The organism is Methylobacterium variabile, assembly GCF_001043975.1.
GTDB lineage: Bacteria > Pseudomonadota > Alphaproteobacteria > Rhizobiales > Beijerinckiaceae > Methylobacterium > Methylobacterium variabile.
Map to the genome: position 1 here is coordinate 1 of NZ_LABY01000061.1, position 24458 is coordinate 24458.

The 24458-nt window shown below is 72.6% G+C and carries 21 protein-coding genes; 8 read left to right on the forward strand and 13 right to left on the reverse strand.

The features are described from left to right. From VQ02_RS10265 to VQ02_RS10295, 7 genes are all read right to left on the reverse strand, one after another. On the reverse strand, positions 1–936 hold a 936-nt coding region (locus VQ02_RS10265; protein WP_048444089.1), incomplete at its 3' end, for a TIGR01620 family protein. Between the two features lie 8 nt (positions 937–944). Next, complete coding sequence (locus VQ02_RS10270) at positions 945–2411, reverse strand: YcjX family GTP-binding protein (protein WP_048444090.1); 1467 nt, start codon at positions 2409–2411, stop codon at positions 945–947. 87 nt (positions 2412–2498) lie between these two features. Beyond that, positions 2499–3713 carry a hypothetical protein gene (locus VQ02_RS10275; protein WP_053080312.1) on the reverse strand — a complete coding sequence of 405 codons (1215 nt, stop codon included), beginning with the start codon at positions 3711–3713 and terminating at the stop codon, positions 2499–2501. 249 nt (positions 3714–3962) lie between these two features. Continuing rightward, positions 3963–4481 carry a SixA phosphatase family protein gene (locus VQ02_RS10280; RefSeq protein WP_048444091.1) on the reverse strand — a complete coding sequence of 173 codons (519 nt, stop codon included), beginning with the start codon at positions 4479–4481 and terminating at the stop codon, positions 3963–3965. A gap of 4 nt (positions 4482–4485) precedes the next feature. Further along, entirely contained in the window at positions 4486–5331 is an 846-nt protein-coding gene (locus VQ02_RS10285; RefSeq protein ID WP_048444092.1) for an AAA family ATPase, read from the reverse strand. Between the two features lie 91 nt (positions 5332–5422). Next, on the reverse strand, positions 5423–6076 hold the full coding sequence (locus tag VQ02_RS10290) for a hypothetical protein (RefSeq protein ID WP_048444093.1): 654 nt from the start codon (positions 6074–6076) through the stop codon (positions 5423–5425). Then, on the reverse strand, positions 6073–7302 hold the full coding sequence (locus tag VQ02_RS10295; RefSeq protein ID WP_425339892.1) for an ATPase: 1230 nt from the start codon (positions 7300–7302) through the stop codon (positions 6073–6075). Before VQ02_RS10295 ends, VQ02_RS10290 begins: the two co-directional genes overlap by 4 nt. Before the next feature lie 241 nt (positions 7303–7543). Here VQ02_RS10295 and VQ02_RS10300 point away from each other — a divergent pair, with 241 nt between their 5' ends. From VQ02_RS10300 to VQ02_RS10320, 5 genes are all read left to right on the forward strand, one after another. Then, on the forward strand, positions 7544–8848 hold the full coding sequence (locus VQ02_RS10300) for a cystathionine gamma-synthase family protein (RefSeq protein ID WP_048444094.1): 1305 nt from the start codon (positions 7544–7546) through the stop codon (positions 8846–8848). A 147-nt stretch (positions 8849–8995) separates the two neighbouring features. Beyond that, on the forward strand, positions 8996–10786 hold the full coding sequence (locus VQ02_RS10305) for a cation:proton antiporter domain-containing protein (protein WP_048444095.1): 1791 nt from the start codon (positions 8996–8998) through the stop codon (positions 10784–10786). 13 nt (positions 10787–10799) lie between these two features. Continuing rightward, positions 10800–11903 (forward strand): ATP-dependent DNA helicase, encoded by a 1104-nt coding sequence (locus tag VQ02_RS10310; RefSeq protein ID WP_048444096.1) that lies wholly within the window; start codon positions 10800–10802, stop codon positions 11901–11903. A gap of 116 nt (positions 11904–12019) precedes the next feature. Then, entirely contained in the window at positions 12020–12316 is a 297-nt protein-coding gene (locus VQ02_RS10315) for a ribbon-helix-helix domain-containing protein (protein ID WP_048444097.1), read from the forward strand. Then, a complete protein-coding gene (locus VQ02_RS10320) occupies positions 12313–12606 on the forward strand; it encodes a type II toxin-antitoxin system RelE/ParE family toxin (RefSeq protein ID WP_157080570.1) in 294 nt (97 codons plus the stop codon). The genes VQ02_RS10315 and VQ02_RS10320 overlap by 4 nt, the downstream gene beginning before the upstream one ends. 218 nt (positions 12607–12824) lie before the next feature. On the opposite strand, the gene VQ02_RS10325 is transcribed toward VQ02_RS10320, so the two are convergent. After that, positions 12825–13337: a P-loop nucleotide/nucleoside kinase family protein gene (locus VQ02_RS10325; RefSeq protein ID WP_048444099.1), complete on the reverse strand. Its 513-nt coding sequence runs from the start codon at positions 13335–13337 to the stop codon at positions 12825–12827. Between the two features lie 233 nt (positions 13338–13570). Here VQ02_RS10325 and hslV point away from each other — a divergent pair, with 233 nt between their 5' ends. After that, positions 13571–14101 (forward strand): ATP-dependent protease subunit HslV, encoded by a 531-nt coding sequence (gene hslV / locus VQ02_RS10330; RefSeq protein WP_048444107.1) that lies wholly within the window; start codon positions 13571–13573, stop codon positions 14099–14101. A 59-nt stretch (positions 14102–14160) separates the two neighbouring features. Beyond that, positions 14161–15474, forward strand: coding sequence for an ATP-dependent protease ATPase subunit HslU (hslU, locus tag VQ02_RS10335; protein ID WP_048444100.1), 1314 nt, complete (start codon positions 14161–14163; stop codon positions 15472–15474). A 204-nt stretch (positions 15475–15678) separates the two neighbouring features. On the opposite strand, the gene VQ02_RS10340 is transcribed toward hslU, so the two are convergent. From VQ02_RS10340 to VQ02_RS10360, 5 genes are all read right to left on the reverse strand, one after another. Further along, complete coding sequence (locus VQ02_RS10340; RefSeq protein WP_048444108.1) at positions 15679–16785, reverse strand: MBL fold metallo-hydrolase; 1107 nt, start codon at positions 16783–16785, stop codon at positions 15679–15681. 462 nt (positions 16786–17247) lie between these two features. Continuing rightward, positions 17248–17640: a PilZ domain-containing protein gene (locus VQ02_RS10345; RefSeq protein ID WP_048444101.1), complete on the reverse strand. Its 393-nt coding sequence runs from the start codon at positions 17638–17640 to the stop codon at positions 17248–17250. Positions 17641–17800: 160 nt separating this feature from the next. Beyond that, positions 17801–18028, reverse strand: a complete 228-nt coding sequence (locus VQ02_RS10350; RefSeq protein WP_048444102.1) for a hypothetical protein — start codon at positions 18026–18028, stop codon at positions 17801–17803. A gap of 224 nt (positions 18029–18252) precedes the next feature. Then, positions 18253–18900, reverse strand: a complete 648-nt coding sequence (locus VQ02_RS10355; protein ID WP_048444103.1) for a cysteine hydrolase family protein — start codon at positions 18898–18900, stop codon at positions 18253–18255. 82 nt (positions 18901–18982) lie between these two features. Beyond that, positions 18983–21022, reverse strand: coding sequence for an NAD(+) synthase (locus VQ02_RS10360; protein ID WP_048444104.1), 2040 nt, complete (start codon positions 21020–21022; stop codon positions 18983–18985). A 442-nt stretch (positions 21023–21464) separates the two neighbouring features. Here VQ02_RS10360 and VQ02_RS10365 point away from each other — a divergent pair. Beyond that, positions 21465–24458 (forward strand): DNA translocase FtsK (locus VQ02_RS10365; protein ID WP_245239674.1); only part of this gene is annotated, 2994 nt, incomplete at its 3' end.

Consider the following 24458-nt stretch of genomic DNA (forward strand, 5'->3'; position numbering starts at 1 on the left):
CGCGAGGCCGAAGCGGGCGGTCATCAGACCGTTGAGCACGCCCTCGCCGAGCTTCGCCGAGATGCGCGCGGCGACGCCGAGGCCCAGCACCTGCTGCACCAGGCTGTCGCCGACCGCCACGCCGCCGGTGACCGCGAGATGCGCCAAGGCCGCCCGGGCGAGGCGCAGGAAGCCGAACAGGCCCGGCCGGCCGCCGTAGATCGTGGCGATACGGCGAAGCAGCCGGACGGCGGCGAAGATCACGAAGCCGACGTCGACGATCGCCCGCGGGCTCAGCGCCGTCACCGCCGAGACCTGCTTTGCCGCGTCGGCCACCGCGGCCTTGGCGGCGCGGTCGAGGGCGCTCAGCAGCTCGGCCTCGGCGATGCCGAGCCGGTCCTCGACGTCGAGGATCTGGTCGTCCAGGGCGGCGAGGCGCGCCCGGGCGGCGGCGCTCGCCGGCCGGCCGGCGTAGAGGGAGGAGAGGCTGCGCACCACCGCCTTGGCGGCGCTGTGGTCGCGGGCGGTGAGCGCGTCGAGCGCCTCGGTGCGCAGGGCCTCGATGCGGCGCTCGCGCAGCACCCCCGCCACTTCGCGCCAGACGATGGCCGCGAGCGCCACCAGGGCGACCGCGACGAGCACGAGCGCCACGACGCCGAGCCAGGGCGCGGCGGAGAAGAGGTCGGCGATCAGGCGCTCGACCGCGAGGCCGATGCCGAGCGAGGCCAGCCCCCCGAGGGCCGAGAGCAGGAGCGTCGCCCACGGCGCGCGCGAGCGCGGCGCCACCGGCACCGCCACGCCGTCGGCGGCCTCGACGATCTCGAACGGCTCCTCCACCACGCGGACGCCGTCGGGCAGCGCCGTCTCGGTGCCGGGCGGCGGCGGGACGGCTTTGGTCTCCGTGCCGGCGGGCGGCAGGCGGAAGGCGCGGGGCTTTGCGGTGGGTGTCTGCGTCATCGGAGCCCTCAGGCGAGGCGGTCGCCGATCAGGAAGTGCAGCGCGCGGTCGAGGCGGATCTGCGGTAGGCGGCCCGGCCGGCCGAGGGCGTCGCGGGGGACGGGCGGCGGGCGGAAGCGCGGGAAGCGGAGCGATCCCGGCGGCACCGCGCCCTCCAGCACCGCCTCCGGCCGCTCGGGCAGCTCGCCGGGGAAGATCGCGGCCTCGGTCTCGCCGTCGAAGGTCTCGCCGTCGATGCTCTCGCCGGCCTCGGGCGTGCCGGCCACGGCCCGGAACGAGGCGGGCCCGTCATGCACCACCGTCTCGCGGGTCGAGCGCACCGAGGCCAGCGCCTGGGTGCTGACATGGGCGCCCGCGGCTTCCGTGCGGCGCAAGGAGCGGGCGACGAGGAGGCGCAGGAGCGCGTCGAGCCGGTCGTGGCTGGCGTGGTGGAGGTGGTCGGCCTTGGTGGCGGCGAACAGGATCCTGTCGGCCCGCGGCGCGAACAGGCGCGACAGCACGGTGTTGCGCCCGACCCGGAGGCTCATCAGCACCCGGTCGAGCGCCTCCTCCAGCTCGGCGAGGGCCGCCGCCCCGGCATCGACCGCCGCCAGCACGTCGACGAGCACGATCTGGCGGTCGATGCGCTGGAAATGCTCGCGGAAGAACGGTGTCACCACCCGGCTCTTGTAGGCCTCGAAGCGGCGCTGCATCAGGCCGCCGAGGCTGTCGGGATTGACCGGGCCGTCGAGGATCAGCGGCGCGAAGGTCAGCGCCGGCGAGCCCGCGAGGTCGCCGGGCATCAGGAAGCGGCCCGGCGGCGTCGTCGCCACCGCCTCGGGGCCGGCCCGCACCGCGGCGAGGTAGGTCTTGAACGCCTCGCTCGCCCGCTCGGCCACGACCTCGTCGAGGGGCTGGTTCGGGTCGAGGGCGCGCAGGGACGCGAACCAGGGCGCCGCCATCGCGGTCCGGCCGGGGCGCTCGGCGGCGATGATCGTCTCGCGCGACCAGCCCTCGTAGGTCTGTTCGATGAGGGCCAGGTCGAGCAGCCACTCGCCCGGATAATCGACGATGTCGACCATCAGGCTCGCCGGACCCGTGCGCCAGCCGCCCTTGCGCTCGTAGTCGATCTCGAGGCGCAGCTGGCTGATCCGGTCGGTGGAGCGCGGCCAGTGGCGCGTCTCGGTGAGCGCCGCGAGGTGGTCCTCGTAGGGGAAGCGCGGCACTGCGTCGTCGGGCTGGGGCACCAGGCGGGCGCGGCGCAGCCGGCCCTCCTGCGAGGCGCGCAGCGCCGGCAGGGGGTGGAGCCCGGTGAGCTGGTGCACCAGCGCCGTGGTGAAGACCGTTTTCCCGGAGCGGGCGAGGCCGGTGACGCCGAGCCGCACCGTCGGCTGGACCAGGAGGTCGTTGGAGGCCTCCGCCAGGGACCGGGTGGCCTCGGTCACGGACTTGGCGAGGGCGCCGGCACGCGCGGCGAGGTCGGTCAGGGGCGGCACGCGGTACGCTCTCGCTTCATGGCGCCCCGGAGGTGGCGCGGCGTCGGGATTTCCGCAAGGGCCGTGCGGCCGCGATGGTGCGGGCGGTCACGGCGAGGCCGGCTGCGCCTCGGCCTGACGGCTCGCGGCCCCGCGCTCGGCCTCGGCCCGAGCGATCGCCGCGGCGACGAGGGCCGGGCTTGCCCGCAGCGCACCGAGCTCCACCGCCGACATCGCCAGCAGCACGGGGGCGAGGCGCTCGGTGGCGCGGCCCTCGGGCGTGAACAGGCCGAGGTCGTCCCCCGGCTTGACGCCGACGCTCCCGGCGATGTGGGCGGCGTAGTTCTGGATGCGGACCTCGTCCGAGCCGCAGAGCGGCGCCGGCGGGCGCAGGGATGGCGGCAGGGCCGAGGCCGGGGCGACGGCGAGGGTCGGCAGGGCGGCGGCCTCCGCGGCGAGGCGGGCGCCGTCGAGGGCCCGGACCGGCTCGATCGCGGCGGGCGCGACCGGGCGCGCCGTCTCGCCGATGCCGGTGGCGATGGTGGGAAGCGGCGGCGCCTTGACTGCGCGGGCTGGCTGGCGCGGCCGCCCCTGCATCCGGGCCAGGGCCGACCAGGGTTGGACCCGCAGCGCGTTGCCGGCGGTCGGCCGTGCCGCGGGCGCAGCGACCGGGCGCGCCGGGGCCCGCGCGACCCGCCGGGGCGCTCCGCCGCGGCCGTGGCTGGCGAGGAAGCGCGCCCGCAGGGTGCGGCCGATGCCCTGCGGCGCCAGGGCCGCGAGGGCCGGCGAGGCCGGACGCGCCGGCGAGGCGGCGCGTCCGGGTCCGACCGCCCGCGCCGCGACCGGGGCGGCGCACTCGGCCGGCGCCCAGCGCCGGACGATCGCGAGGGCCGAGCGGCGCCCGTACTCGCCGTAGTAGCGCCGCAGCAGGGAGACCGCGGCATCGGCCCCCTGCCCGGCCGTGGCGAAGCCGGTATGGCCCTCCTGGTCGCCGCCGATCTCGCCGTCCCAGCGCGCCCGCTTGATGCACCAGTAATTGTTGAGCTTGACGCAGCGCGCCACGAAGGCCGGATCGGTCGGCGCCGCCCAGGCGGTCCAGGCGAGGGAGACCGGCAGGAGCCCGGCCTTCGTCTCGCTGCGCCAGTTCGACACCGAGCGCGCCTCGGGTCGGTAGACCGGCATTTCGCGCGCCGGCGCCGCGAGGGCGGAGACGGCAGCGAGCCCGTCGCTGACGCGCGCGGCACCGTCCCGCACCAGGGCGGCGGCCGCGTCGGTGGCGGGGCCGGCCGCGAGGCTCAAGGTGAGGAAGGCGCTGAGGATCACGGGGCCCGGAATGCGTTGCTGAGGCTCGGCTGTCTCAAGCGATCACCCGACCGCTCCGTTCCAACGAGAGAGGCGCGGGGCGACGAGAGATCCGCGCCTCTCGCACCTTCCAGGCGGCACTGCGCCCGCCAGGAGAGGCGGTGTGCAAGGCCTGATCGGGGACAATTGCGAGCCTGCTCAGATCCGAGAACGGTGCCTTGACGGCGAAGCGCTGCCGCGATCACGACGACGACTTCGCCGAACGGCCGCCTACTCGTCCTCGCCGTGCCCGAGGCTCTTCGGGGTCACGAACCGCTCGATCGTCCCCTCGCCGGCCTCGACCTTCGCCCAGGCGTCGATCGGCAGATCGACCACCGCGACCGCCGCGGTCGGATACTTCTTGGTCAGGGCCCGCCGCTCCTCCCCGGGTTTCGCGAGCAGCCGGGCGAGGTCCTGGAAGCCCGGGTTGTGGCCGATCATCAGGGCGGTCGCGACCTCGTCCGGGATGCTGCGCACCACGTCGAGGAGGCGCGACACCGGCGCCTCGTAGATCTGCGGCACGGTCTCGTCCGGCACGTCGCCGAGGGCCGGCCTGATCAGGTCCCAGGTCTCCTGGGTGCGCCGGGCCGGCGAGACCAGCACCCGGTCGGGGATCAGGCCCTCCGCCGCCAGGTAGGCGGCCATCCTGGGCGCGGCCTCCTGGCCGCGGGGGGCGAGCGGCCGGTCGGGATCGGAGACGCCCTCGGGCCAGTCGGACTTGGCGTGGCGGAGCAGGATCAGGCGGCGCATGGCGCTAGCGTCCCTCGCGGCGGCTCAAGAAAGCGAGCTTCTCGAACAGCCCGACATCCTGCTCGTTCTTCAGGAGCGCCCCGTGCAGCGGCGGGATCAGCTTGCGGGGGTCGCGCTCGCGCAGCTGCTCGGGGCCGATATCCTCGGCCATCAGCAGCTTGAGCCAGTCGAGGAGCTCGGAGGTCGAGGGCTTCTTCTTGAGGCCCGGCGCCTCCCGCACCTCGAAGAAGATCCGCAGCGCCTCCTCGACGAGCCGCTGCTTGATGCCCGGATAGTGCACGTCGACGATGGCCTTGAGCGTGTCGGCGTCCGGGAACTTGATGTAGTGGAAGAAGCAGCGCCGCAGGAAGGCGTCCGGCAGCTCCTTCTCGTTGTTCGAGGTGATGATCACGATCGGCCGGCGCGCCGCCCGCACGGTCTCGCCGGTCTCGTAGACGTGGAACTCCATCCGGTCGAGCTCAAGCAGCAGGTCGTTCGGGAACTCGATGTCGGCCTTGTCGATCTCGTCGATCAGCAGCACCGGGCGCTCGGGCGCGGTGAAGGCCTCCCACAGCTTGCCGCGGCGGATGTAGTTGGCGATGTCCGAGACTCGCGAGTCGCCGAGCTGCGAGTCGCGCAGGCGCGAGACCGCGTCGTACTCGTAGAGGCCCTGCTGCGCCTTGGTGGTCGACTTGATGTGCCAGGTGAGCAGCGGCGCCCCGAGCCCGCGGGCGATCTCCTCCGCCAGCACGGTCTTGCCGGTGCCCGGCTCGCCCTTGACGAGGAGCGGGCGCTCCAGGGTGATGGCGGCGTTGACCGCGACGGTGAGGTCGCCGGTGGCGACGTAGCTCTCGGTTCCGGAAAAGCGCATCGGGCTGATATCACGTCCTGCTGCGGGTCGATTCGAACCTATGCGGCGATCGCGGCCCTGGCGAGCCCCACGAGTCCCGCAGCTTCGGCCCTCACAGCTTCGAGGGATCGAACCAGACGCAGCTGCGGGCGATCACCGCGAAGTTGATCTCCGAGCGGGCCGGCTGCGGCAGGATCTCGCCGTCGATCGCCACGGTGGTCTGGTTCGAGGTGGCGCCGTCGCCGAAGGTCTGGGGCCGCGTCACGTAGCAGTACTGCTTCTCGGGCTTCTGCTCGTCGCCCTTGAAGTTCCAGCCGGTGACGATCGAGCCGTCGAGGAAGGGCACGGTCTTGAACACGGTGAAGCTCGTGCGCACGGCGGCCGCGGCGGGCGCCTCGGTCTTGCCCTGGTTGCCGGTGAGCGAGGAGACGTCGGGACGGCCCTTCGCCGCCGGCACCGCGCCCTCGATCTTGAGGGTGTTGTCGGTGAGCCGGACCTCGCCCGTGGTCTTGAGCGTCGCGGTCTCGAGGGCCTGGGTCAGGGCCTGGGCGAGCTTGTCGGAGGCGCCCCGCACCTCGTTCATCGTGGCGTAGCCGTAGAAGGCGGCGCCGAGGCCGGCGCCGGCCAGCCCCAGGAAGGCGCCGAGCCCGATCGCCCGGAACAGGAAGGCGCGGGCGTTCGAGATCCGGGCTTCGGCCCGCAGCCGCCCGTTGACGTGCTGGGCGAGCGCGACGTTCTCCGGCGTGCCCGGTGCGAGGTAGCTCACGGTCTCGGCCTCTCGATGCGGTCGTCGTCGCGCGCCGGCGGCGCCGGGGGCGTGCCGGCCTGCGGCACGGTCGGCGAGCGGCGCTGGTCGAGGGGGATCGCGGCGCCCGACGCCACCGCGGCCTCCCGCATCGCCCGTTGCGCGTCCTGGATCTGGGTCGCGCTCTCGGCCATCTGGTTGAGGAGGAGCGGCACACCCTCGGCATGCATCACCGCGTCGAGGTCGTCCTCGTCGCGGTAGGTCTTGCGCACCTGGACCGCGCAGAGCGCGAGCAGCGTCGAGGCGAAGGCGGCGCACAGCGCCGGCGCGAACACGAAGATCCGCAGGAAGGCGTGGACCTGCTGGTCGGTCACGTCTACGGGATCGGCGCCGTAGACCATCGCGGTGAAGGAGTGGAGCTGCGAGCGCCGCACTGCGTCGCGGTAGGCGCCTTCGGCTTCCGTCACCCGGCGGTCGGCGGCGGCGCGGTCGAGCTGGGCGCGGGCGGCGCGGGCCTCGGCGAGGTTCTTGGCCACCACCGCCCGCTCGTCGCCGGCAGATTTCAGGCTGCCCGCGATGGTGGCGGTGCGCGGATCGGTGACGCAGCGCATGTAGCTGTAGCGCTTGCCGCGGCTGTTGGTGCCGGACAGCCGCTCGCAGCGCTGGCCCGGCAGGCCGGCGAGCTGGGACGAGGCTTCGTTGGTGCGCTTCTCCAGGGCGGCGGCTTCCGCGGCGTATTGCGCCACCCGGGCATCGGCCTGGGCGATGCGGTTGTCGATCGTGCCGCGGTCGGCCTCAGCCTCCCGCAGGGTGGTGCGGGCCTTCGAGGCCTCGGCGAGGCGCGGATGGAACATCATCTCGCCGAGCTGCGACACCGACTTCGTGGTCACGCCGGCGGCCATCACGATGCCGATCACGGCGAGGCTCTTGATCAGCCAGTCGCGCTGCACCCGGATCAGGATGCCGAGCGGCACCCGGCACAGCTCGATCGCCGCGTAGACGACCGGCGCCAGCAGCATGAACCAGAAGCTCTGGTCGTGGCGGTCGGCGTAGGTCTCGGCGAAGAACCAGGCCCCGGCGAGCGAGGTGCAGATCACCAGCGCCTCGACCAGGTAGGCGATGGCGACGTAGCCCCAGCGGATGCGGTAGCCCTTGCGGATCGCCCGGTCCTGCTTCCAGGCGTCGGTCTCGTCGGTCCAGGCGCGCTGCTCGCGCACGACCACCCGATCGGGAGGCTGTCGGCCCATCACGGCTCCTCGTCCGGCCGCCGAGGCGGCCGCGTACACGGAATCTCAATCCTTCACGCTATGCGGGTTTTGCGCCGAAAATGCGCCCTGGGCGAGCGACGTCCCCGCGGCGCAGCGTCCGGGCCGCGGTTTACGCACCGCAAAACGGCGCCGGCCGCGTTAGAACGAGGCTGTGTGGCGCCGTCGTGCGCCGATTCCCGACGCCCCATGCCGGCGTCGCCAGACTGGAGCGAGGCCCCGCATGTCGGATGACCGCTACCACAAGGACAGATTGGGCAACCGCCGCCTCAACCCCGAGACCCTGATGGTCGGCTACGGTTACGACCCCGCCCTCTCGGAGGGCGCGGTGAAGCCGCCGGTCTTCCTGACCTCGACCTTCGTGTTCACCTCCGCCGAGCACGGCAAGGCGTTCTTCGACTACGTCTCGGGACGGCGCGAGCCGCCGGCCGGCGAGGCGGCGGGCCTCGTCTACTCGCGCTTCAACCACCCCAACAGCGAGATTGTCGAGGACCGCCTGGCGGTGTTCGAGGAGGCGGAGGCCGCGCTGCTGTTCTCGTCGGGCATGTCAGCCATCGCCACCGTGATCCTGGCCCATGCGCGGCCCGGCGACGTGGTGCTGCACTCCCAGCCCCTCTACGGCGGCACCGAGACGCTGATCGCCAAGACGCTCGCAGGGTTCGGCATTGCTGCCGTCGGCTTCCAGGACGGCACCGACGAGGCGAGCGTGACGGCGGCGGCGGAGGCCGCGGCGGCGCTCGCGGCGAAGGGCGGCGGGCGGGTCAGCGTCGTGATGGTCGAGACGCCCTCGAACCCCCTCAACACCCTGGTCGACCTCGCGCTGGTGCGGGCGACGGCCGAACGGATCGGCGCCCGCCAGGGCGGGCAGGCGCCGGTGGTGGTCTGCGACAACACCCTGCTCGGGCCCCTCTTCCAGCACCCCCTGCGCCACGGCGCCGACATCTCGGTCTACTCGCTGACGAAGTACGTCGGCGGCCACTCGGACCTCATCGCCGGGGCGGCGCTCGGCTCCGCCGCCCGGATGAAGCCGGTGCGGCTCCTGCGCTCGGCCATCGGAACCCAGCTCGACCCGCACTCGTGCTGGATGCTCGGTCGCTCGCTGGAGACCCTGACCCTGCGGATGGAGAAGGCCAACTGGAACGGCGAGATCGTCGCGGAGAGGCTGCGGGCGCACCCCAAGGTGACGCGTCTGCACCATCTCGGCCACCTCGCGCCCGGCTCCGGCGCCGCGCGGGTCTTTGCGGCGCAATGCGCCGCCCCGGGCTCGACCTTCTCGTTCGACGTCGCCGGAGGCGAAGCCGAGGCGTTCCGGGTGCTCAACGCGCTGCAGCTGTTCAAGCTGGCGGTGAGCTTGGGCGGCACCGAATCGCTCGCGAGCCACCCGGCCTCGACCACCCATTCGGGGGTGCCCAAGGACGTGCGCGACCGCCTCGGCATCACCGACGCGACGATCCGGGTCTCGATCGGCATCGAGCATCCGGAGGACCTGGTGGCCGACCTGGAGGCGGCGCTCGCGACGCTGGGATGAAATCGGCCCGGCGGCCGTGAAACCGCCGGGTTCGGCCCCTTTTGGCTTGCCCCGCCGGGTCCGCTCCGCATGATGGCCGCCCGTGCCCCGGCCGCGCCCTGCGGCAGGGCGGCCCCGTCCACGCTCCGAGAGACCCCGCCGCTCCCGATGACCGAGCACGCCGCGTCCGGCTCCTACAAGGAGGTCATCCTGTTCCTGGTCACGGCCGGGATCGTGGTGCCGCTGTTCCACCGCCTGCGCATCAGCCCGGTCCTCGGCTTCATCGGCGCCGGCGCCCTGCTCGGCCCCTCCGGTCTCGGCCGGCTCACCGAGTCGGTGCCCTGGCTCGGCGCGGTGACGATCTCGAGCCGCACCGAGATCGCGCACCTCGCCGAGCTCGGCGTGGTGTTCCTGATGTTCATGATCGGGGTCGAGCTGTCCTGGGAGCGCCTGCGCATCCTGCGCCGCCTCGTCTTCGGCCTCGGCTCGCTGCAGGTGTTGGTGTCGAGCCTCCTCGTCGGGGCGGTGCTGATGGCGCTCGAGGTCGCACCGACAGCCGCGATCCTGGTCGGGCTGGCGCTCGCCCTCTCCTCCACCGCCATCGTGCTGCCGGTGCTCGCCGAGCAGAAGCGGCTCAACACGCCCGCCGGCCGGGCGAGCTTCGCGGTGCTGCTCTTTCAGGACCTCGCCGTCGCCCCGGTGCTGTTCGCCATCGCGGTGCTCGGCCGCAAGGACAGCGACGCGCTCACCGGCCTCGCCCTGGCACTCGGCCAGGCCGTGGTGGTCCTGGCGCTCCTCGTGGTTGCCGGCCGGCTGGGCTTGAGACCGCTGTTCCAGCTCGTCGCCCGCACGCGCAGCCCCGAATTGTTCATGGCCGCCTGCCTCCTCGTCATCGCGGCGACGGCCCTCGTCGCGGCGGGCAGCGGCCTGTCGATGACGCTGGGGGCCTTCGTGGCCGGCCTCCTGCTCGCCGAGACCGAGTACCGCCGGGCGATCGAGGCCACCATCGACCCGTTCAAGGGGCTGCTGCTGGGCGTGTTCTTCGTCTCGGTCGGCATGGGCATCGACCCGGCGGTGCTGATGAAGACGCCGCTCACCATCCTGGGGCTCGCCCTCGGGCTGCTCCTGCTCAAGGGGGCCGTGATCCTCGGCGTCGGGACGGCCCTGCGGCTGTCCCGGGCGGTGGCGCTCGAATCCGCCCTGCTCCTCGGGCCGGGGGGCGAGTTCGCCTTCGTGCTCGTCGGCAGCGCGCTCGCCGTCGGCCTGGTGCCGGAGGATCTCGGCCAGGCGGCGCTCGTCGTCACCACCGCCACGATGGTGATGATCCCCGGCCTCGCCGCGCTCGCCCGCCGGCTCGGCCGGCGGATCGACCGCAAGTCCCTCGGCCGCGCCCGGGCCGAGCCGCCGCCGCCGGAGCGCCAGCCGGGCCGGGTGATCGTGGCGGGCTACGGCCGGGTCGGGCAGCTCGTGGCCGAGATGCTGGCCCGCCACAAGGTGCCCTACATCGCCCTCGACATGGACGCCGCCCGCGTCTCGGACCAGCGCCGCCTCGGCAACCCGGTCTATTTCGGCGACTCGGCCAATCCCGACCTGCTGCGCCGCTGCGGCATCGACACCGCCCGCGCCCTGGTGGTGACCCTCGACCAACCCCGCGCCGTCGAGGCGGTGGTGGCGGCCGCGCGCGCCGAGCGGCCGGACCTGACCATCGTCGCCCGGGCGCGGGACGCCCGCCACGCCACCGCTCTCTACGAGATGGGCGTCGACGACGCGGTGCCCGAGACGATCGAGGCCTCGCTCCAGCTCTCGGAGGCGGTGCTGGTCGATGTCGGCGTGCCGATGGGCCTGGTGATCGCCTCGATCCACGAGCGCCGCGACGAGTTCCGGGCGCTGCTGCGGCGCAAGGAGGAGGCGCCGCCGGCACCGTTCCAGGCCCGGCGCACCGTGGGGAAGGCCAAGTGACCGTGAGAGAATCGTGAGCGGGCTCGGGCCGCAGCAGGAAGCGGCGCTCAAGGCGGTGTCGGACTGGCTGAAGCGCGGCAGCCCCCAGGTCTTCCGCCTGTTCGGCTTCGCCGGGACCGGCAAGACCACCCTGGCGCGGCGGCTGGCCGAGGACGTCGAGGGCGGGGTGCTGTTCTGCGCCTACACGGGCAAGGCGGCCTCGGTCATGCGCGCCCGCGGCTGCCCGGACGCCTCGACCATCCACAGCCTGATCTACCGCACCCGCGAGGATACCGAGGGCGGGCCCGCCTTCACCCTCAACCGCACCGGGCCGGTGAGCAAGGCGGCGCTCGTCGTCATCGACGAGTGCTCGATGGTCGACGGCGACCTCGGCAACGACCTCCTCTCCTTCGGCACGCCGGTGCTGGTGCTGGGCGATCCGGCGCAGCTGCCGCCGGTGAAGGGCGGCGGCTTCTTCACCGAGGCCGAGCCCGACGTGATGCTGACAGAAGTTCACCGCCAGGCCGCCGACAACCCGATCGTGCGCCTCGCCATGACGGTGCGGGAGGGCGGGCGGCTGGAATTCGGCACCTACGGCGAGAGCCGGGTGATCCCGCGCCGCGAGATCGACCCCGGGACGGTGCTCGCCGCCGACCAGGTGCTCGTCGGCCTCAACCGCACGCGGCGGCTCTACAACGGCCGCATCCGCGAGCTGATCGGCCACGCCGACCCGATGCCGGCAGTGGGCGAGAAGCTGGTCTGCCTGCGCAACGACCGCACCAAGGGCCTGCTCAACGGCTCGACCTGGACCGTCCAGGCCCTGCGCGCTGCCCCCCGTCCCGACCTCGTGCGCCTCGACGTGGTGCCTGAGGACGATCCCGCCTTGCGCCGCAAGCCCCAGGACATTCGCGTGCTGCGCTCGGTGATCGCCGGCAGCGACGAGGAGGTGCCGGCGATCCTGCGGCGCGAGACGGAGGAATTCACCTACGGCTACGCGCTCACCGTGCACAAGGCGCAGGGGTCGCAGTGGGATCGTGTGGTGCTGTTCGACGAGTCCTACGCCTTCCGCGAGCACCGGGCGCGCTGGCTCTACACGGCGCTGACCCGGGCGGCGGAGACGATCACCGTGGTGGTGTAGGGGTGGCGTCGTTCCGTCCCCTCGCGGGGGCAGGAAGGTAGGCGTATGTTGACTGCCACATCATGTGTCGCGCAGTTTCCCTTGGAGACGCGCGGTCTCTGCGGGCGAGGTTTCTGGTGGCTGCTGTCGAGACCATCACCATCGATCTCCCATCCGAGATCGCCGAGTCCGTGCATCAGGCCGTCGAAGCGGGCGAGTACACGTCGACGAGCGAGGCGATCGGAGACGCGGTGCGCTTGTGGAAGCAGTATCGTGACACCCACGACGATACGCACGGCTACTCGATCGAGGAGTTGCGAGAGCTGATCCGCGAAGGCCTGGAAAGCGGGCCGAGCCCGTGGGACAGCATGGCCGAGATAAAGGCCGAGGCACGCCGGCGCCTGGAGGCGGCAGCCGGGAAGGTCGATCAGTGAGGAGGGTCCGGCGCACCCGCCGGGCCGCCGAAGATATGATCGACATCTGGTCGAACATCGCGCGAGACGATCCGAGTGTGGCCGACCGCCTGCTCGACGCGATCGAGCAACGTTGGCAGCAACTTGCGCACCATCCCTATTCGGGTGTCTCGCGCGAGGAGATCGCTCCCGGTCTCCGGCACCTCGTCTTGAGGCAGTACTTGATCTTCTATCGTGTCGAGGTTGAGGCCATCGAGATCGTTCGTGTTCTCCACGGCCGACGCAAGATCGACCGATCCGAGATCGAGTGACGGCGAAGGTATCGGGTGCTCCGGGAGCCGCCGTTAAGGCCTTGAAGCCAATGGGCGCTTCGGCCGACGCCACCTTCCATCGTCATCTCGGGCTCCGCGTTCGTGGTCCCGGATTGACGATGGAGGGTCCGGGTTCGTCGCCGACCTCCCCTTTGCCGAAGATATATCTCCTCGACGATGTCCATCGATCGATGCTGCCTTGGATAGCGAATTTCTACTTATGCCGGCCAATCCGACGACACGTGCGCCAGCACGACGGCGATGGCCTCCGAGGGCGTCAACGCTGCGCTGTTGATGACGAGGCGCGGCCGGTCCCACGGCTCGTAGTCGCGGCGCAGGATCGCCTCCCACGAGGGCAGGACGAGGCCGGGAATGTCGGGAACCCGCCCCTCGACGCGGCGGCGATGCTCCTCACGGTCCGAGCGTACAACCTCGATCTCGACCAGCCGCACCGCGATCCGGGTGGCCACGGCCCGCCATCCCTCGCGGCTGGCCGCGACCGGGTTGACGCATTCGGCCACGACGACCCGCTCGTCCGCGAGGTTCGCGCTCGCCAGGGCCTGCGCCACTGCGTAGCCGGAGGCGTCCACGGCGCCGGCCAACACGCCCGAAGCCCGGATCGCCTGCTCGATGACGTCGACGCGCAGATGGGTCGCCGCGAGGGCTTTAGCGACGGCGCGGGAGATGGTCGTCTTCCCGGTTCCGGGCAGACCCCCGAACACGATCAGCATGGCGTGAGCTCTCGGCGATGGCGATCAGACAGAAGATGGCGACGCGCCCGTTCGGCCCGATCCTATCGCATCACCCAGCGTCAGGCAGGTTGCCCCGCGCCGGGATTCCCGCTCCGCACCCCGTCCCGCTGGACGAACGCCTCGCCAACCCCCACCTACGCCGCAGCACGACGCAAGACAGCCTGCCCGGAGAGACATCCTTGGCCAACGACGACGCGGGGGGTGCCCCCCGCATGCATGCGACGACGATCCTGATGGTGCGCAAGGGCGGCCGGGTGGTGATCGGGGGTGACGGGCAGGTCAGCCTCGGTCAGACCATCGTGAAGGGCAATGCCCGCAAGGTGCGGCGGCTCGCCAAGGGGGCGGTGATCGGGGGCTTCGCCGGCGCCACCGCCGACGCGTTCACGCTGTTCGAGCGGCTCGAGGCCAAGCTCGAGCAGTATCCGGGCCAGCTCACCCGCGCGTGCGTCGAGCTCACCAAGGAATGGCGCACCGACCGCTACCTGCGCCGCCTCGAGGCGATGATGCTGGTCGCCGACAAGGACGTGAGCCTGCTGCTCTCCGGCGCCGGCGACGTGCTGGAGCCCGAGGGCGGCGTGATGGCGATCGGCTCGGGCGGCAACTACGCGCTCGCCGCCGCCCGGGCACTGGAGGAGCAGGACCTCGACGCCGAGGCGATCGTGCGCCGCGCCATGCGGATCGCCGCCGAGATCTGCGTCTACACCAACGGCAACCTGGTGATCGAGAGCCTGGACGCCGCCTGAGGGCCGCCCCGGACCTCACCCCACTCGCACAGGGCCGCTAAGCCCGCTCGAAGAGCCTCATGACCACCTTCTCCCCCCGCGAAATCGTCTCCGAGCTCGACCGCTACATCGTCGGCCAGGGCGATGCGAAGCGCGCGGTCGCGATCGCGCTGCGCAACCGCTGGCGCCGCCAGCAGCTCCAGGGCCCGCTCCGCGAGGAGGTGGCGCCCAAGAACATCCTGATGATCGGCCCGACCGGCTGCGGCAAGACCGAGATCTCCCGCCGCCTCGCGCGGCTCGCCGGCGCGCCGTTCCTGAAGGTCGAGGCGACGAAGTTCACGGAAGTGGGCTATGTCGGCCGCGACGTCGAGCAGATCGTGCGCGACCTCGTCGAGGTCGGCATCGGCCTCAAGCGCGACGAGAAGCGCCGCGGCGTCCAGGCCAAGGCGGAGGCCGCGGCCGAGAACCGCGTGCTTGACGCCCTCGTCGGCCCGACCGCGAGCCAGGCCACCCGCGACGCCTTCCGGCGGCGCCTGCGGGCCGGCGAGCTCGACGACAAGGAGGTCGAGCTGGAGCTGGCGGGGGCCGCGCCGCAGGGCCTGCCGATGTTCGAGATCCCGGGCATGCCCGGCGCCGCCATGGGCGCGATCAACCTCGGCGACATGCTCGGCAAGGCGCTCGGCGGCCAGAAGGGCAAGCCGCGGCGGATGACCGTCCGCGACGCCTACGCGCCGCTGATCAGCGAGGAATCCGACAAGCTCCTCGACCAGGACAGCGTGGTGCAGGAGGCCCTGCGCGACGTGCAGGACAACGGCATCGTCTTCCTCGACGAGATCGACAAGATCTGTGCCCGCGAGGGCCGCTCCGGCGCCGACGTCTCGCGCGAGGGGGTGCAGCGCGACCTGCTGCCCCTGATCGAGGGCACCACCGTCGCAACCAAGCACGGGCCGGTGAAGACCGACCACATCCTGTTCATCGCCAGCGGCGCCTTCCACGTCTCGAAGCCCTCTGACCTCCTGCCGGAGCTGCAGGGCCGGCTGCCGATCCGGGTCGAGCTGAGCCCGCTCACCGTCGACGATTTCCGCCGCATCCTGACCGAGACCGAGGCCAGCCTGACCAAGCAGGCGGTGGCCCTGATGGCGACGGAGGGCGTGACGATCGACTTCACCGACGACGCGATCGACGCGCTGGCCCGGGTCGCCGTCGACGTGAACTCGTCGGTCGAGAACATCGGCGCGCGCCGGCTCCAGACGGTGCTCGAGCGGGTGCTCGACGACGTCTCGTTCACGGCGCCGGACCGCTCGGGCGAGACCGTGACGATCGATGCGGGTTACGTGCGCGACCGGGTCGAGAGCCTGGCGCAGAACGCGGATCTGAGCCGGTTCATCCTGTGACGATTGACACGTAGAGGCGCACGACGCCTCCGACACGCAGGGTCATCCCGGGGCTCGCCGAAGGCGAGAGCCCGGGGTGCCGAAGGCACGCCCAGACACTCAGGTGGGAGAGAATCAGGCGGGACGCTGCCCGCCACGTCCTGGTCCATCCGCGGTTCTGGATTCCGGGCTCCGCTGCGCGGACCCGGGATGACCAAGAGACTTTCAGGCTCGTCGTCGGACTTCAGACGAAGATCGGAATTTCTGTCTCACTCCACCCCAGACCTGCCCCGGCCGCAGCGCCAGGAACCGCTCCGGCGGCACCTCGGCCTCGGCCAGCGCCCGTCCCAGGGCCTCAGCCGGCTCGCCCACGCTCTCATTGGTGAGCCGGAACGTGCCCCAGTGATGGCCGAGCGCCTGTTCGGCCCCGACGTCCCGGAAGACCCGCACGGCCTCCTCCGGGTTCATGTGCTGGGCCTGCATGAACCAGCGCGGCTCGTAGGCGCCGATCGGCAGGGTGGCGAGGCGGGGCGCGCCGAAGCGCTCCCGCACGGACCGGAAGATCGCTCCGTCGCCGTAGCCGGTGTCGCCGACGTGGTAGATCACGCCCTGCGGGGTGGTGAGGACGAAGGCGCACCACAAGGCCATGCGCCGGTCGTTCACGCCCCGGGCCGACCAGTGGTAGGCGGGGACCACGTGCGCGACGATCCCGCCGCCGAGATCCACCGCCTCGCCCCAGTCCCGGGTCTCGACCGGGATGGTGGCGTCGTAGCTGCGGATGATCGCGTCGTTGCCGAGCGGCGCGACGAAGGCCGGCGCGTGCTCGGCCCAGAGCCGGGCCAGGATCGGCCCGTCGAGATGGTCGTAGTGGTTGTGCGTGACCAGCACCGCGTCGATCGGCGGCAGCGCCTCGAAGGCGACGCCCGGCGGGTTGGCGCGCTTGGGCCCCGCGAAGCCCACAGGGCTCGCGCGCTTCGCGTAGACCGGGTCGATCAGGATGTTGCGGCCCGCCACCTGGATCAGCAGGCTCGCATGCCCGATATGGACGACCCGCAATCCCTCGACCCGCTCCGGCGGCGCGTCCTGCGGAAAAGGGCTCGGGAAGCGGGCCGGCCAGGCCTCCCGGCCGCCGCCGAGCTGCCAGCGCGCCAGCTCGGCGGCGGCCTTGTCCTGCGGCTGGTTCGGCGAGAAGAAGCGCAGGCCGTCGAAATGATCGCTGACCGGGCCCCGGTAGTAAGGATTGCGGCTGCGCCGGTGGGCGGCGTAGCCGACGCCGCCGAGCGTCATCACGGTCATGGCGCTGGCGAGCTTGAGGAAGCCACGGTTCTTCATGCGCGTGGAGATGACCGGGGGATGGCCGAGGTCAAGGTGCGGCCCGGCGGACCCTTCGCCGCGCCTGGACCGCATTGCACAACGCCCGTGGATCCTTACATTCGCCCTATCGGCAACAACAGGAAGGAGGTGATCCAGTGTCTCATTGTCATCAGCCGCGGTCGTCTGCGCGCCGGACCTGGATCGTCGCCTCCGGCTTCACGGCCTGAGCGTACGACGAGCATTCCAGGGTCGGTGAGATCCTGACAGATCGATCAGTCGGACCGCGGTTCGGCAATGGAAGGGCTGCCCCGGCGCCGGGGCGGCCCTTCGTCCATTCCGGGCCTCGGCCGCGTGTTCCGCCCGGCGCTCCGATGCCGTCGCCGGCACAGCTGCAGGGCGCGGTTCCGCTTCGCTTCTGCCCCGCCTCATCCTCGTCGCCGACCCGGCGACCACGGCCGGCCTAGCCGGCGGGAAGGATGCCTAGACCACGCGATCGAGCATCACCGCCTCAGCCTCCTGAAGGAGGCGACGCAGGGTGGCGTTCTCGGCCTCCAGTTCGCGGATGCGGGCGAGCAAGGCCGCAGGGGTCGCCTCCGTGGCGCTCGGCGCCGGCGGGCGGGCCGCCTCGTCCGCGAAGGTGACGCCGACGCTGTCGTCCTTGCGCCAGCGCAGGGTCGCCCGGTGCGTGCGGTCCTTGGCGGGAATGACGAGGTCGAACCCATCCGGCAGCGTCGCGGTCTGGCTCAGCAGCAGGCGCGCGCCCGATGGGGAGATGTCGCGCACTAGGCAATCCATGGTCGAATTGCCACCGTTGAAGGTGATGCGTCCCCTCAGGAATGTCCGCAGACGGGCTTCTCTGCGCAGCTCGGACATGACGACCAGCCCCGTTCGGCTTCGTGTGTTTCTGGCTTGGTGAGCATGCCGCGCCGACCTTTAAGAAATCTTCTCCACGATTGCCGACTCGCGGATCGAAACCCGTTCGGGCAGCGAGGCGGGCCCCGCACCGACGCCGGACGCGTCGGTGCGGGAACGCTCAACCCTGCGCGGACGCCACGTTCTGGAACAGGTAGAAGCCGTTGAAGCGAACTGCGGTCGCGGCGGCCGCACCGTCGAAGCCGGTGGGCTCGGGCGAGCTGCCGTCGAGCTTGCCGCCGAAGGCCCATCGCGCCTCGGTGACGAAGGCCGGCACGGCGTAATCTTCCGGCACCGCGCAGACCAGGCCGTCGAGCCCCTTCAGGCAGAACAGGTTGTAGCTTCGCATCGGATCGCCTCCGGTCGCATGTGCTGCCATGGCGTCCATTCGCTAACGGCTGAATTGGCCGAGACTATGTCAGGCTCTGCCGCCGGGCGCTACCGCTTTCTCAGGCTTGACCTTGGGTGCAGGCGCGCAGGGAGTGCTCGAATCACGAGAATGTGCGCGGGAAGAGACGGGTTCGACCCGCGAGATGGTGCGTTCGCGCACATTCCGCGCCGACGTTTACGCCCTCATCGATCACGAGACTTCGAAAAATTCCAATTGTGCAGGATCTGATCGGTCGTCGCGACCTCAAGTTGCTGGCCGAAGCGTTGCCGATAGAGGGTCATCATCGCGTCGTGGGTCTCGTCCGAGGACGAGCAGACCGCGTCGGTGGCGAGCACGATGCGGTAGCCGCGGTCGACGGCGCCCAGCACGGTGGCGAGCACGCAGACGTCGGTCTCCCCGCCGGTGATCACCAGGGTCTCGGCCCGGCGCGCCCGCAGGGCGCTCTCCAGCCCCGGTTCCATCCAGGGCGAGTAGACGGTCTTGTCGACGACCTGCCCGGGCGGCGTGAGCGCCGCGAGCTCCGGCACCAGCTCCACCATCTCCTCGCCGAGCTGCTCCACCGTCATCTCGGCCCAGCGCTCCCAGTAGCGCTTCCAGCAGCCCCGTCCCTCCCCGGGGTGGCGCGCCGGGACGAAGCGGGTGAACACCGTCTGCTCCGGCACGGCCGCCGCGAGATGGAGCACCCGCGGCAGCACCCGGCCCATCCAGGGGGTGTGCCAGGCGGTCTGCCGGGCGAAGAGGTTCTGCATGTCGACGCAGACATGCACCGCGTCCTCGCCCAGGGGCCCGTTCGGCAGGGCGTCGGTGTCGGCGGGCGTGGCGCTGGCCATGAGGGTCGGGCTCCCGTGCAGGACGGGGCTCTGTCCGGCCCCGTGGCCGGACCAACGCCGATACTCCCTTGGGGTTTCTATCTCAGGCCTGCGGGACGTTGCGCTCCAGCTCGTCGAGCCAGGCCCGGGCGTTGCCATCCGAGGGCGCGCGCCAGTCGCCCCGGGGCGACAGGGCGCCGCCCGCCGCCACCTTGGGGCCGTTCGGCAGGGCCGAGCGCTTGAACTGGCTGAAGCCGAAGAACCGCCGCAGGAACACCCCGAGCCAGGCCCTGATCTCCGGCAGGGCGTAGGCGCCCCGCTTCGCCTCCGGGAAGCCGGGCGGCCAGGGACCGCGGCCGGCATCCTCCCAGGCCATCAGCGACAGGAACGCGATCTTCGAGGGGCGGTAGCCGTAGCGCAGCGTGTAGAACAGGTTGAAGTCCTGCAGCGCGTAGGGTCCGATCTTCGATTCGGTGCTCTGGATCGTCTCGCCTTCGCGCGCCGGCACCAGCTCGGGCGAGATCTCGGTCTCGAGGATCGCCTCGAGGGTGCGGCCGACCTCGGGGTCGAACTGGCCGGAGGCGATCACCCAGCGGATCAGGTGCTGGATCAGGGTCTTGGGCACCCCGGCATTGACCGCGTAGTGGGACATCTGGTCCCCGACGCCGTAGGTGCACCAGCCGAGCGCCAGCTCCGAGAGGTCGCCGGTGCCGACCACGATGGCGTCGTGCTGGTTGGCGAGCCGGAACAGGTAGTCGGTGCGCAGGCCCGCCTGCACGTTCTCGAAGGTGACGTCGTAGACCTCCTCGCCGCGGCCGAACGGGTGGCCCATGTCGGCGAGCATCTGCCGGGCGGCCGGCCGGATGTCGAGCTCGGCCGCCCGCGTGCCGAGAGAGGCCATCAGCCGGTGGGCGTTGCCCTTGGTCTCGTCCGAGGTGGCGAAGCCCGGCATCGTGTAGGTCAGGATGTCGCTGCGCGGCAGCCCGAGCTGGTCGAAGGCCTTCGCCGCCACGATCAGGGCGTGGGTCGAGTCGAGGCCGCCCGAGATGCCGATCACCACTCGGCGGGTGCCGATCGCCTGAAGGCGCTGGGCGAGGCCGGCGACCTGGATGTTGTAGCCCTCGTAGCAATCCTGCGCGAGGCGGGCCGGATCGGCCGGCACGAAGGGGAAGCGCTCGACCGTGCGGCGCAAACCCAGGTCCCGCTCCGGCGGCGTCGCCCGGAACGGCACCCGCCGATAGGCCGGTGATCCCGCCAGCGCGCGGGCGTTGTCGTCGAAGCTGCCCATCTGGGCCCGCTCCTGGCGCAGGCGGTCGAGGTCGATGTCGGCGAGCGTCACCTGCGGCTCGGCCGGGAAGCGCGGGCCCTCGGCGATCAGCTCGCCGTCCTCGAAGATCGCGGTCTGGCCGTCCCAGGCGAGGTCCGTGGTCGATTCGCCCGGGCCCGCCGCGGCGTAGATGTAGGCGGAGAGGCAGCGCGCCGAGGTCGACCGGCACAGGAGCGTGCGGCTCTCGGCCCGCCCGATGGTGATCGGGCTGCCCGAGAGGTTGGCGAGCACCGTCGCGCCGGCGAGCGCCGCCAGCGCCGAGGGCGGCACCGGGATCCACATGTCCTCGCAGACCTCGACGCCGAGGACGAGGTCCGGCAGGTCCTCTGCCTCGAACAGCAGGTCGGTGCCGAACGGCGCTTGCGTTCCGCCGACCCGGATCGTCTCGCCGGTCACCCCGGCGCCGGGGGCGAAGTGGCGCTTCTCGTAGAACTCGCGGTAGTTCGGCAGGTAGCTCTTCGGCACCACTCCGAGCACCCGGCCGCGATGCAGCACCACGGCGGTGTTGTAGATCCGGTGGCGGTGGCGCAGCGGGGCGCCGATGACCAGGACCGGCATCAGCGCGCGGCTTCTCTCCGCGAGGGATGCGAGGGCGGCCTCGACCCTCTCCAGCAGCGTCTCCTGCAGCAGCAGGTCCTCGAGGGCGTAGCCGGACAGGCAGAGCTCCGGAAACACCGCCACCGCGACGCCGTCGGCGTCGCAGCGCTCCGCCAGCCGCAGGATCTCGGTCGCGTTGGCATCCGGATCGGCGATGTGGCTGCGGCCGACGCAGGCCGCGACCCGGGCGAAACCGTGCCGGTAGAGGGATCGAAACATCGCGCTGGCAGCCCCTTACGCCGGAAATGCCCCCGCTTCTTAACGCGCTCGCGCGCCACCCGGTACCGGCCCGCGTGCCTAATCGGGCGTTAACGATGCCGTGGCTAACTGGCGCGACGCAAGCGGCCGCGGGCCGCCCACACTCCAATCGGCATCATGAGACAATCGGGACGGCCACCCTTCTCCGACTCCTCGCCGCGCGCGCCCCAGCGAGTGCGCGACCATCTCCGCACGCCCGAGCGCCGGGAGCGCGCCCTCGGCGCCCTCGCCCAGACCGTGATGAGCCTGCGGGCGCTCCTCGCCCGCCGCTTCGCCCCCCCTACGCCCCCGCCGGTCCAGCGGGATTATACCTTGAGCCGCCGCGGAGGCGCGCCCGTACGCCTCGCCCTCGCCGCACGTCGCACCGCCCGAGGCCTGGGCGCTGCCCCCGGAGCCGGATCCGGTGCAGGCCTGGCCCCTGCCTGTCCCGGAGCAGCCGGCACCGGCTCAGCCGGCACCGGTGCAGCCGACCGAGGTGCGGGCGTACCACGAGCGAACCTACCGGGATGTCGCCGCCGAGCACGGCGCCTGGCCGGGCACCCCCGAGGCCGTCGTGCCGCCGGTCGCGGCGGGTGAGCCGCCCGTCGCGCGCCACCCCGCACCCCCGGTGGAACCCGACGCCGTCCCGACGCCGGCCGTCGTGGTCGCGCCGGAGCCGCCCGCTCAGCGGCGCGCCTCGACCTGGGCGCCGGATCCGGCCCTCGTCCCCGAGGGCGGCTGGACCATGCCGATTCCTGCCGCCGGCCCTGCCCGGGCCGTGCTGACCCGCGCCCGGCGCCGGAGCGCGGAGGCCGCGGCCGAGGTGGGCAGCCCGGTGCAGGGAGCGTCCCGCGCCGCCCCGCCGGAACGGCCCGCCGAGGCCGGCGTGCGCTTCACCCGCACGCCCGACCACGTGCTGCAGGCGCGCCAGCGCCGGCGTGAGCAGGCCCTGCGGGAGAAGGAAGAGGCCCTGCGCGCCGCCGAGGCCGAGGCCGCCGCGCGGGCGGCGGCCGAGCTCGCCGCCGCCGAGGCGGCGCGGGCCGAGGCCGAGGCCGCGGCGGTGCCGCCGGTGCCCCTGTGGCGCCAGCCCTTCGTCCTGCCGCCGGGCGTGCGCTTCACCCGCACGCCGGACCATCTCCTGCGCCACCCCCACGAGGAGGCCGCGCCGGCCGAGACCGTCGCGGCGGGCACGATCGAAGGATCGACGCCCGCGCCTGAGGCGCCCGTCGCGACCGACGTCCCGGCCGCCGAGCCTGTCGCGACGGTGGAGCCCGCCGCGGACGCCGTGACCGTCGAGCCCTCGCCGTCCGCCGTTGCGGAGGCGTCGGCCGCGGAAGCCTGCGCCGTGGCGGAGCCGGTCGCTCCCGAAGCCGCCCCCCTGCCGACGGACGTGGCCGCGGCCTCCGAGGCGCTCCCGCCCGCGCCGGAGGCCCCTGTCCCTACGCCGACCGCGGAGGGTGCCGCGGAGCTGCCGGAGGGCCCGCCCGCCGTGGACGCGCCGGTCCCACCCGCTGAGGCGTTCGCGGCGCCGGACGACGCCATCCTGGTGCCGGTCGACGTCTCGCACCTGCGCTCGCTGCCGCCGCGCCCGGTCTACGCCCTCGACCGCCTGTTGCAGCACGACTGGACCAACCCGCTGTCGACCGCCGCGGAGCAGGACAACCAGCCGATTCCCGGGCCGGTCGCGTCCGAAGCCCCGACCGTCGCGGAGGAGCCGGTTCCGCCGTCCGAGCCCGCCGCCGCAGAGCCGATCGCCGTGCTCGCCCCCGAGCTGCCGTCCGAGCCTGAGCCCACCGCTGACGCTGTCGCCGAGGTGGTGGCCGAGGAGCCCGCCGTCGAGGCGGTCGCCGCCTGGGCCGTGCCCCCGGACCAGGAGCCGGAGCCCGACCCGGCGACGGAGCGGCCCGCCGCGATCCTGCTGCCGGCCCCCGCTCCGATGCTGGCCCTCACCTACGCGCCCCGCGCGGAGGCGCCCGTGCTCGCCGTGCCGGTGGCCCCCGAGCCCTCGGCCGCCTCGCTGCCGGCCGTCGTGGTTGCGGCCGAGGCTGCGCCGGGCGGCGCGCCCGAGCCGGCGCAGCCTGCGCCGCTCGACTTCGCGCCGGTGCCGTGGTCGTTCATCACCGCGGACGCGCTCCCGGTCTCCGCCACGGCCGAGATGCAGGCCGTGGCGCCGGAGCCCCCGCGGACCTTGCCGGCCGTGCCGAGCGCCCCGCCCGCTCCGACCGAGGAGCCGGCCGAGTCCCAGTCGACCTCCGGACCCGCGACCGACGCCTCGCAGGCCTCCTCCGCCGCGGCGCAGGCGGGACGGCCCTTCGTCTACGTGCCGACCGGGCGCCTCAACGCCCAGCCGCCTGCGCCGACGCTGCCGTCGCCCCCGCGTCCGCCGCGCATCATCTTGCCGATCGCGGCGCAGCCGGTGCCGGCTGCCGAGCAGATGGTGCCCGCTGCATCTCAGCCGGCGCAGCCCGTGCCGGCGGCAGGCGAGCCGGAGCCCGTCGCGACGGCCCCGGTCTGGGCGCCGGACGCGCCGCAGGCCCATGCCGGGCCGGCCGCGGAGCCGCACACCCTGGTGATCGGGACCGCGGGGCTCGACGTCGACCTCGGCCTCGATGCCGACGAGGACGGGGAGGACGAGGACGACATCCTGGCGCCCGTCGCCACGATTCCGTTGCGGCAGGCCGCCCGCGTCGTCGAGGCGCCCTACGAGCTGCCCTCCGTCGACCTCCTGGCCGAGCCGCGGGAGTCGGACGGCAGCAACCTCGACCCCGAGATGCTGGAGGACAACGCCCTCCAGCTGCAGCAGGTGATCCAGGACTTCGGCGTGCGGGGCGAGATCCTGGCGGTCCGCCCGGGGCCCGTCGTCACGCTCTACGAGATGGAGCCGGCGCCCGGCACCAAGTCGAGCCGCGTCATCTCGCTCGCCGACGACATCGCCCGCTCGATGTCTGCCATCTCCGCCCGCGTCGCCGTCGTGCAAGGCCGCAACGCCATCGGCATCGAGCTGCCGAACCTCAAGCGCGAGACCGTCTACCTGCGCGAGCTCCTGACCTCGCCGGTCTTCACCGAGACCAAGCAGAAGCTCGCGCTCTGCTTGGGGAAGAACATCGGCGGCGAGGCGATCATCGCCGACCTCGCCCGCATGCCCCACCTGCTCGTCGCCGGCACCACCGGCTCGGGCAAGTCGGTCGCCATCAACACCATGATCCTCTCGCTCCTCTACCGGATGAAGCCGGAGGAGTGCCGCCTCATCATGGTCGATCCCAAGATGCTGGAGCTCTCCGTCTACGACGGCATCCCGCACCTGCTCTCGCCGGTCGTCACCGATCCCAAGAAGGCGGTCATCGCCCTCAAGTGGGCGGTGCGCGAGATGGAGGAGCGCTACAAGAAGATGGCGCGCCTCGGCGTTCGCAACATCGAC

Bases quoted from the DNA above. Each gene is read 5' to 3' on its own strand.
- VQ02_RS10280 (WP_048444091.1), bottom strand. From the start codon at position 4,481: ATGCGCCGCCTGATCCTGCTCCGCCACGCCAAGTCCGACTGGCCCGAG.
- VQ02_RS10285 (WP_048444092.1), bottom strand. From the start codon at position 5,331: ATGCGCTTTTCCGGAACCGAGAGCTACGTCGCCACCGGCGACCTCACC.
- VQ02_RS10295 (WP_425339892.1), bottom strand. From the start codon at position 7,302: ATGGGCCGACAGCCTCCCGATCGGGTGGTCGTGCGCGAGCAGCGCGCC.
- VQ02_RS10300 (WP_048444094.1), top strand. From the start codon at position 7,544: ATGTCGGATGACCGCTACCACAAGGACAGATTGGGCAACCGCCGCCTC.
- VQ02_RS10305 (WP_048444095.1), top strand. From the start codon at position 8,996: ATGACCGAGCACGCCGCGTCCGGCTCCTACAAGGAGGTCATCCTGTTC.
- VQ02_RS10325 (WP_048444099.1), bottom strand. From the start codon at position 13,337: ATGCTGATCGTGTTCGGGGGTCTGCCCGGAACCGGGAAGACGACCATC.
- hslV (WP_048444107.1), top strand. From the start codon at position 13,571: ATGCATGCGACGACGATCCTGATGGTGCGCAAGGGCGGCCGGGTGGTG.
- hslU (WP_048444100.1), top strand. From the start codon at position 14,161: ATGACCACCTTCTCCCCCCGCGAAATCGTCTCCGAGCTCGACCGCTAC.
- VQ02_RS10340 (WP_048444108.1), bottom strand. From the start codon at position 16,785: ATGAAGAACCGTGGCTTCCTCAAGCTCGCCAGCGCCATGACCGTGATG.
- VQ02_RS10345 (WP_048444101.1), bottom strand. From the start codon at position 17,640: ATGTCCGAGCTGCGCAGAGAAGCCCGTCTGCGGACATTCCTGAGGGGA.
- VQ02_RS10350 (WP_048444102.1), bottom strand. From the start codon at position 18,028: ATGCGAAGCTACAACCTGTTCTGCCTGAAGGGGCTCGACGGCCTGGTC.
- VQ02_RS10355 (WP_048444103.1), bottom strand. From the start codon at position 18,900: ATGGCCAGCGCCACGCCCGCCGACACCGACGCCCTGCCGAACGGGCCC.
- VQ02_RS10360 (WP_048444104.1), bottom strand. From the start codon at position 21,022: ATGTTTCGATCCCTCTACCGGCACGGTTTCGCCCGGGTCGCGGCCTGC.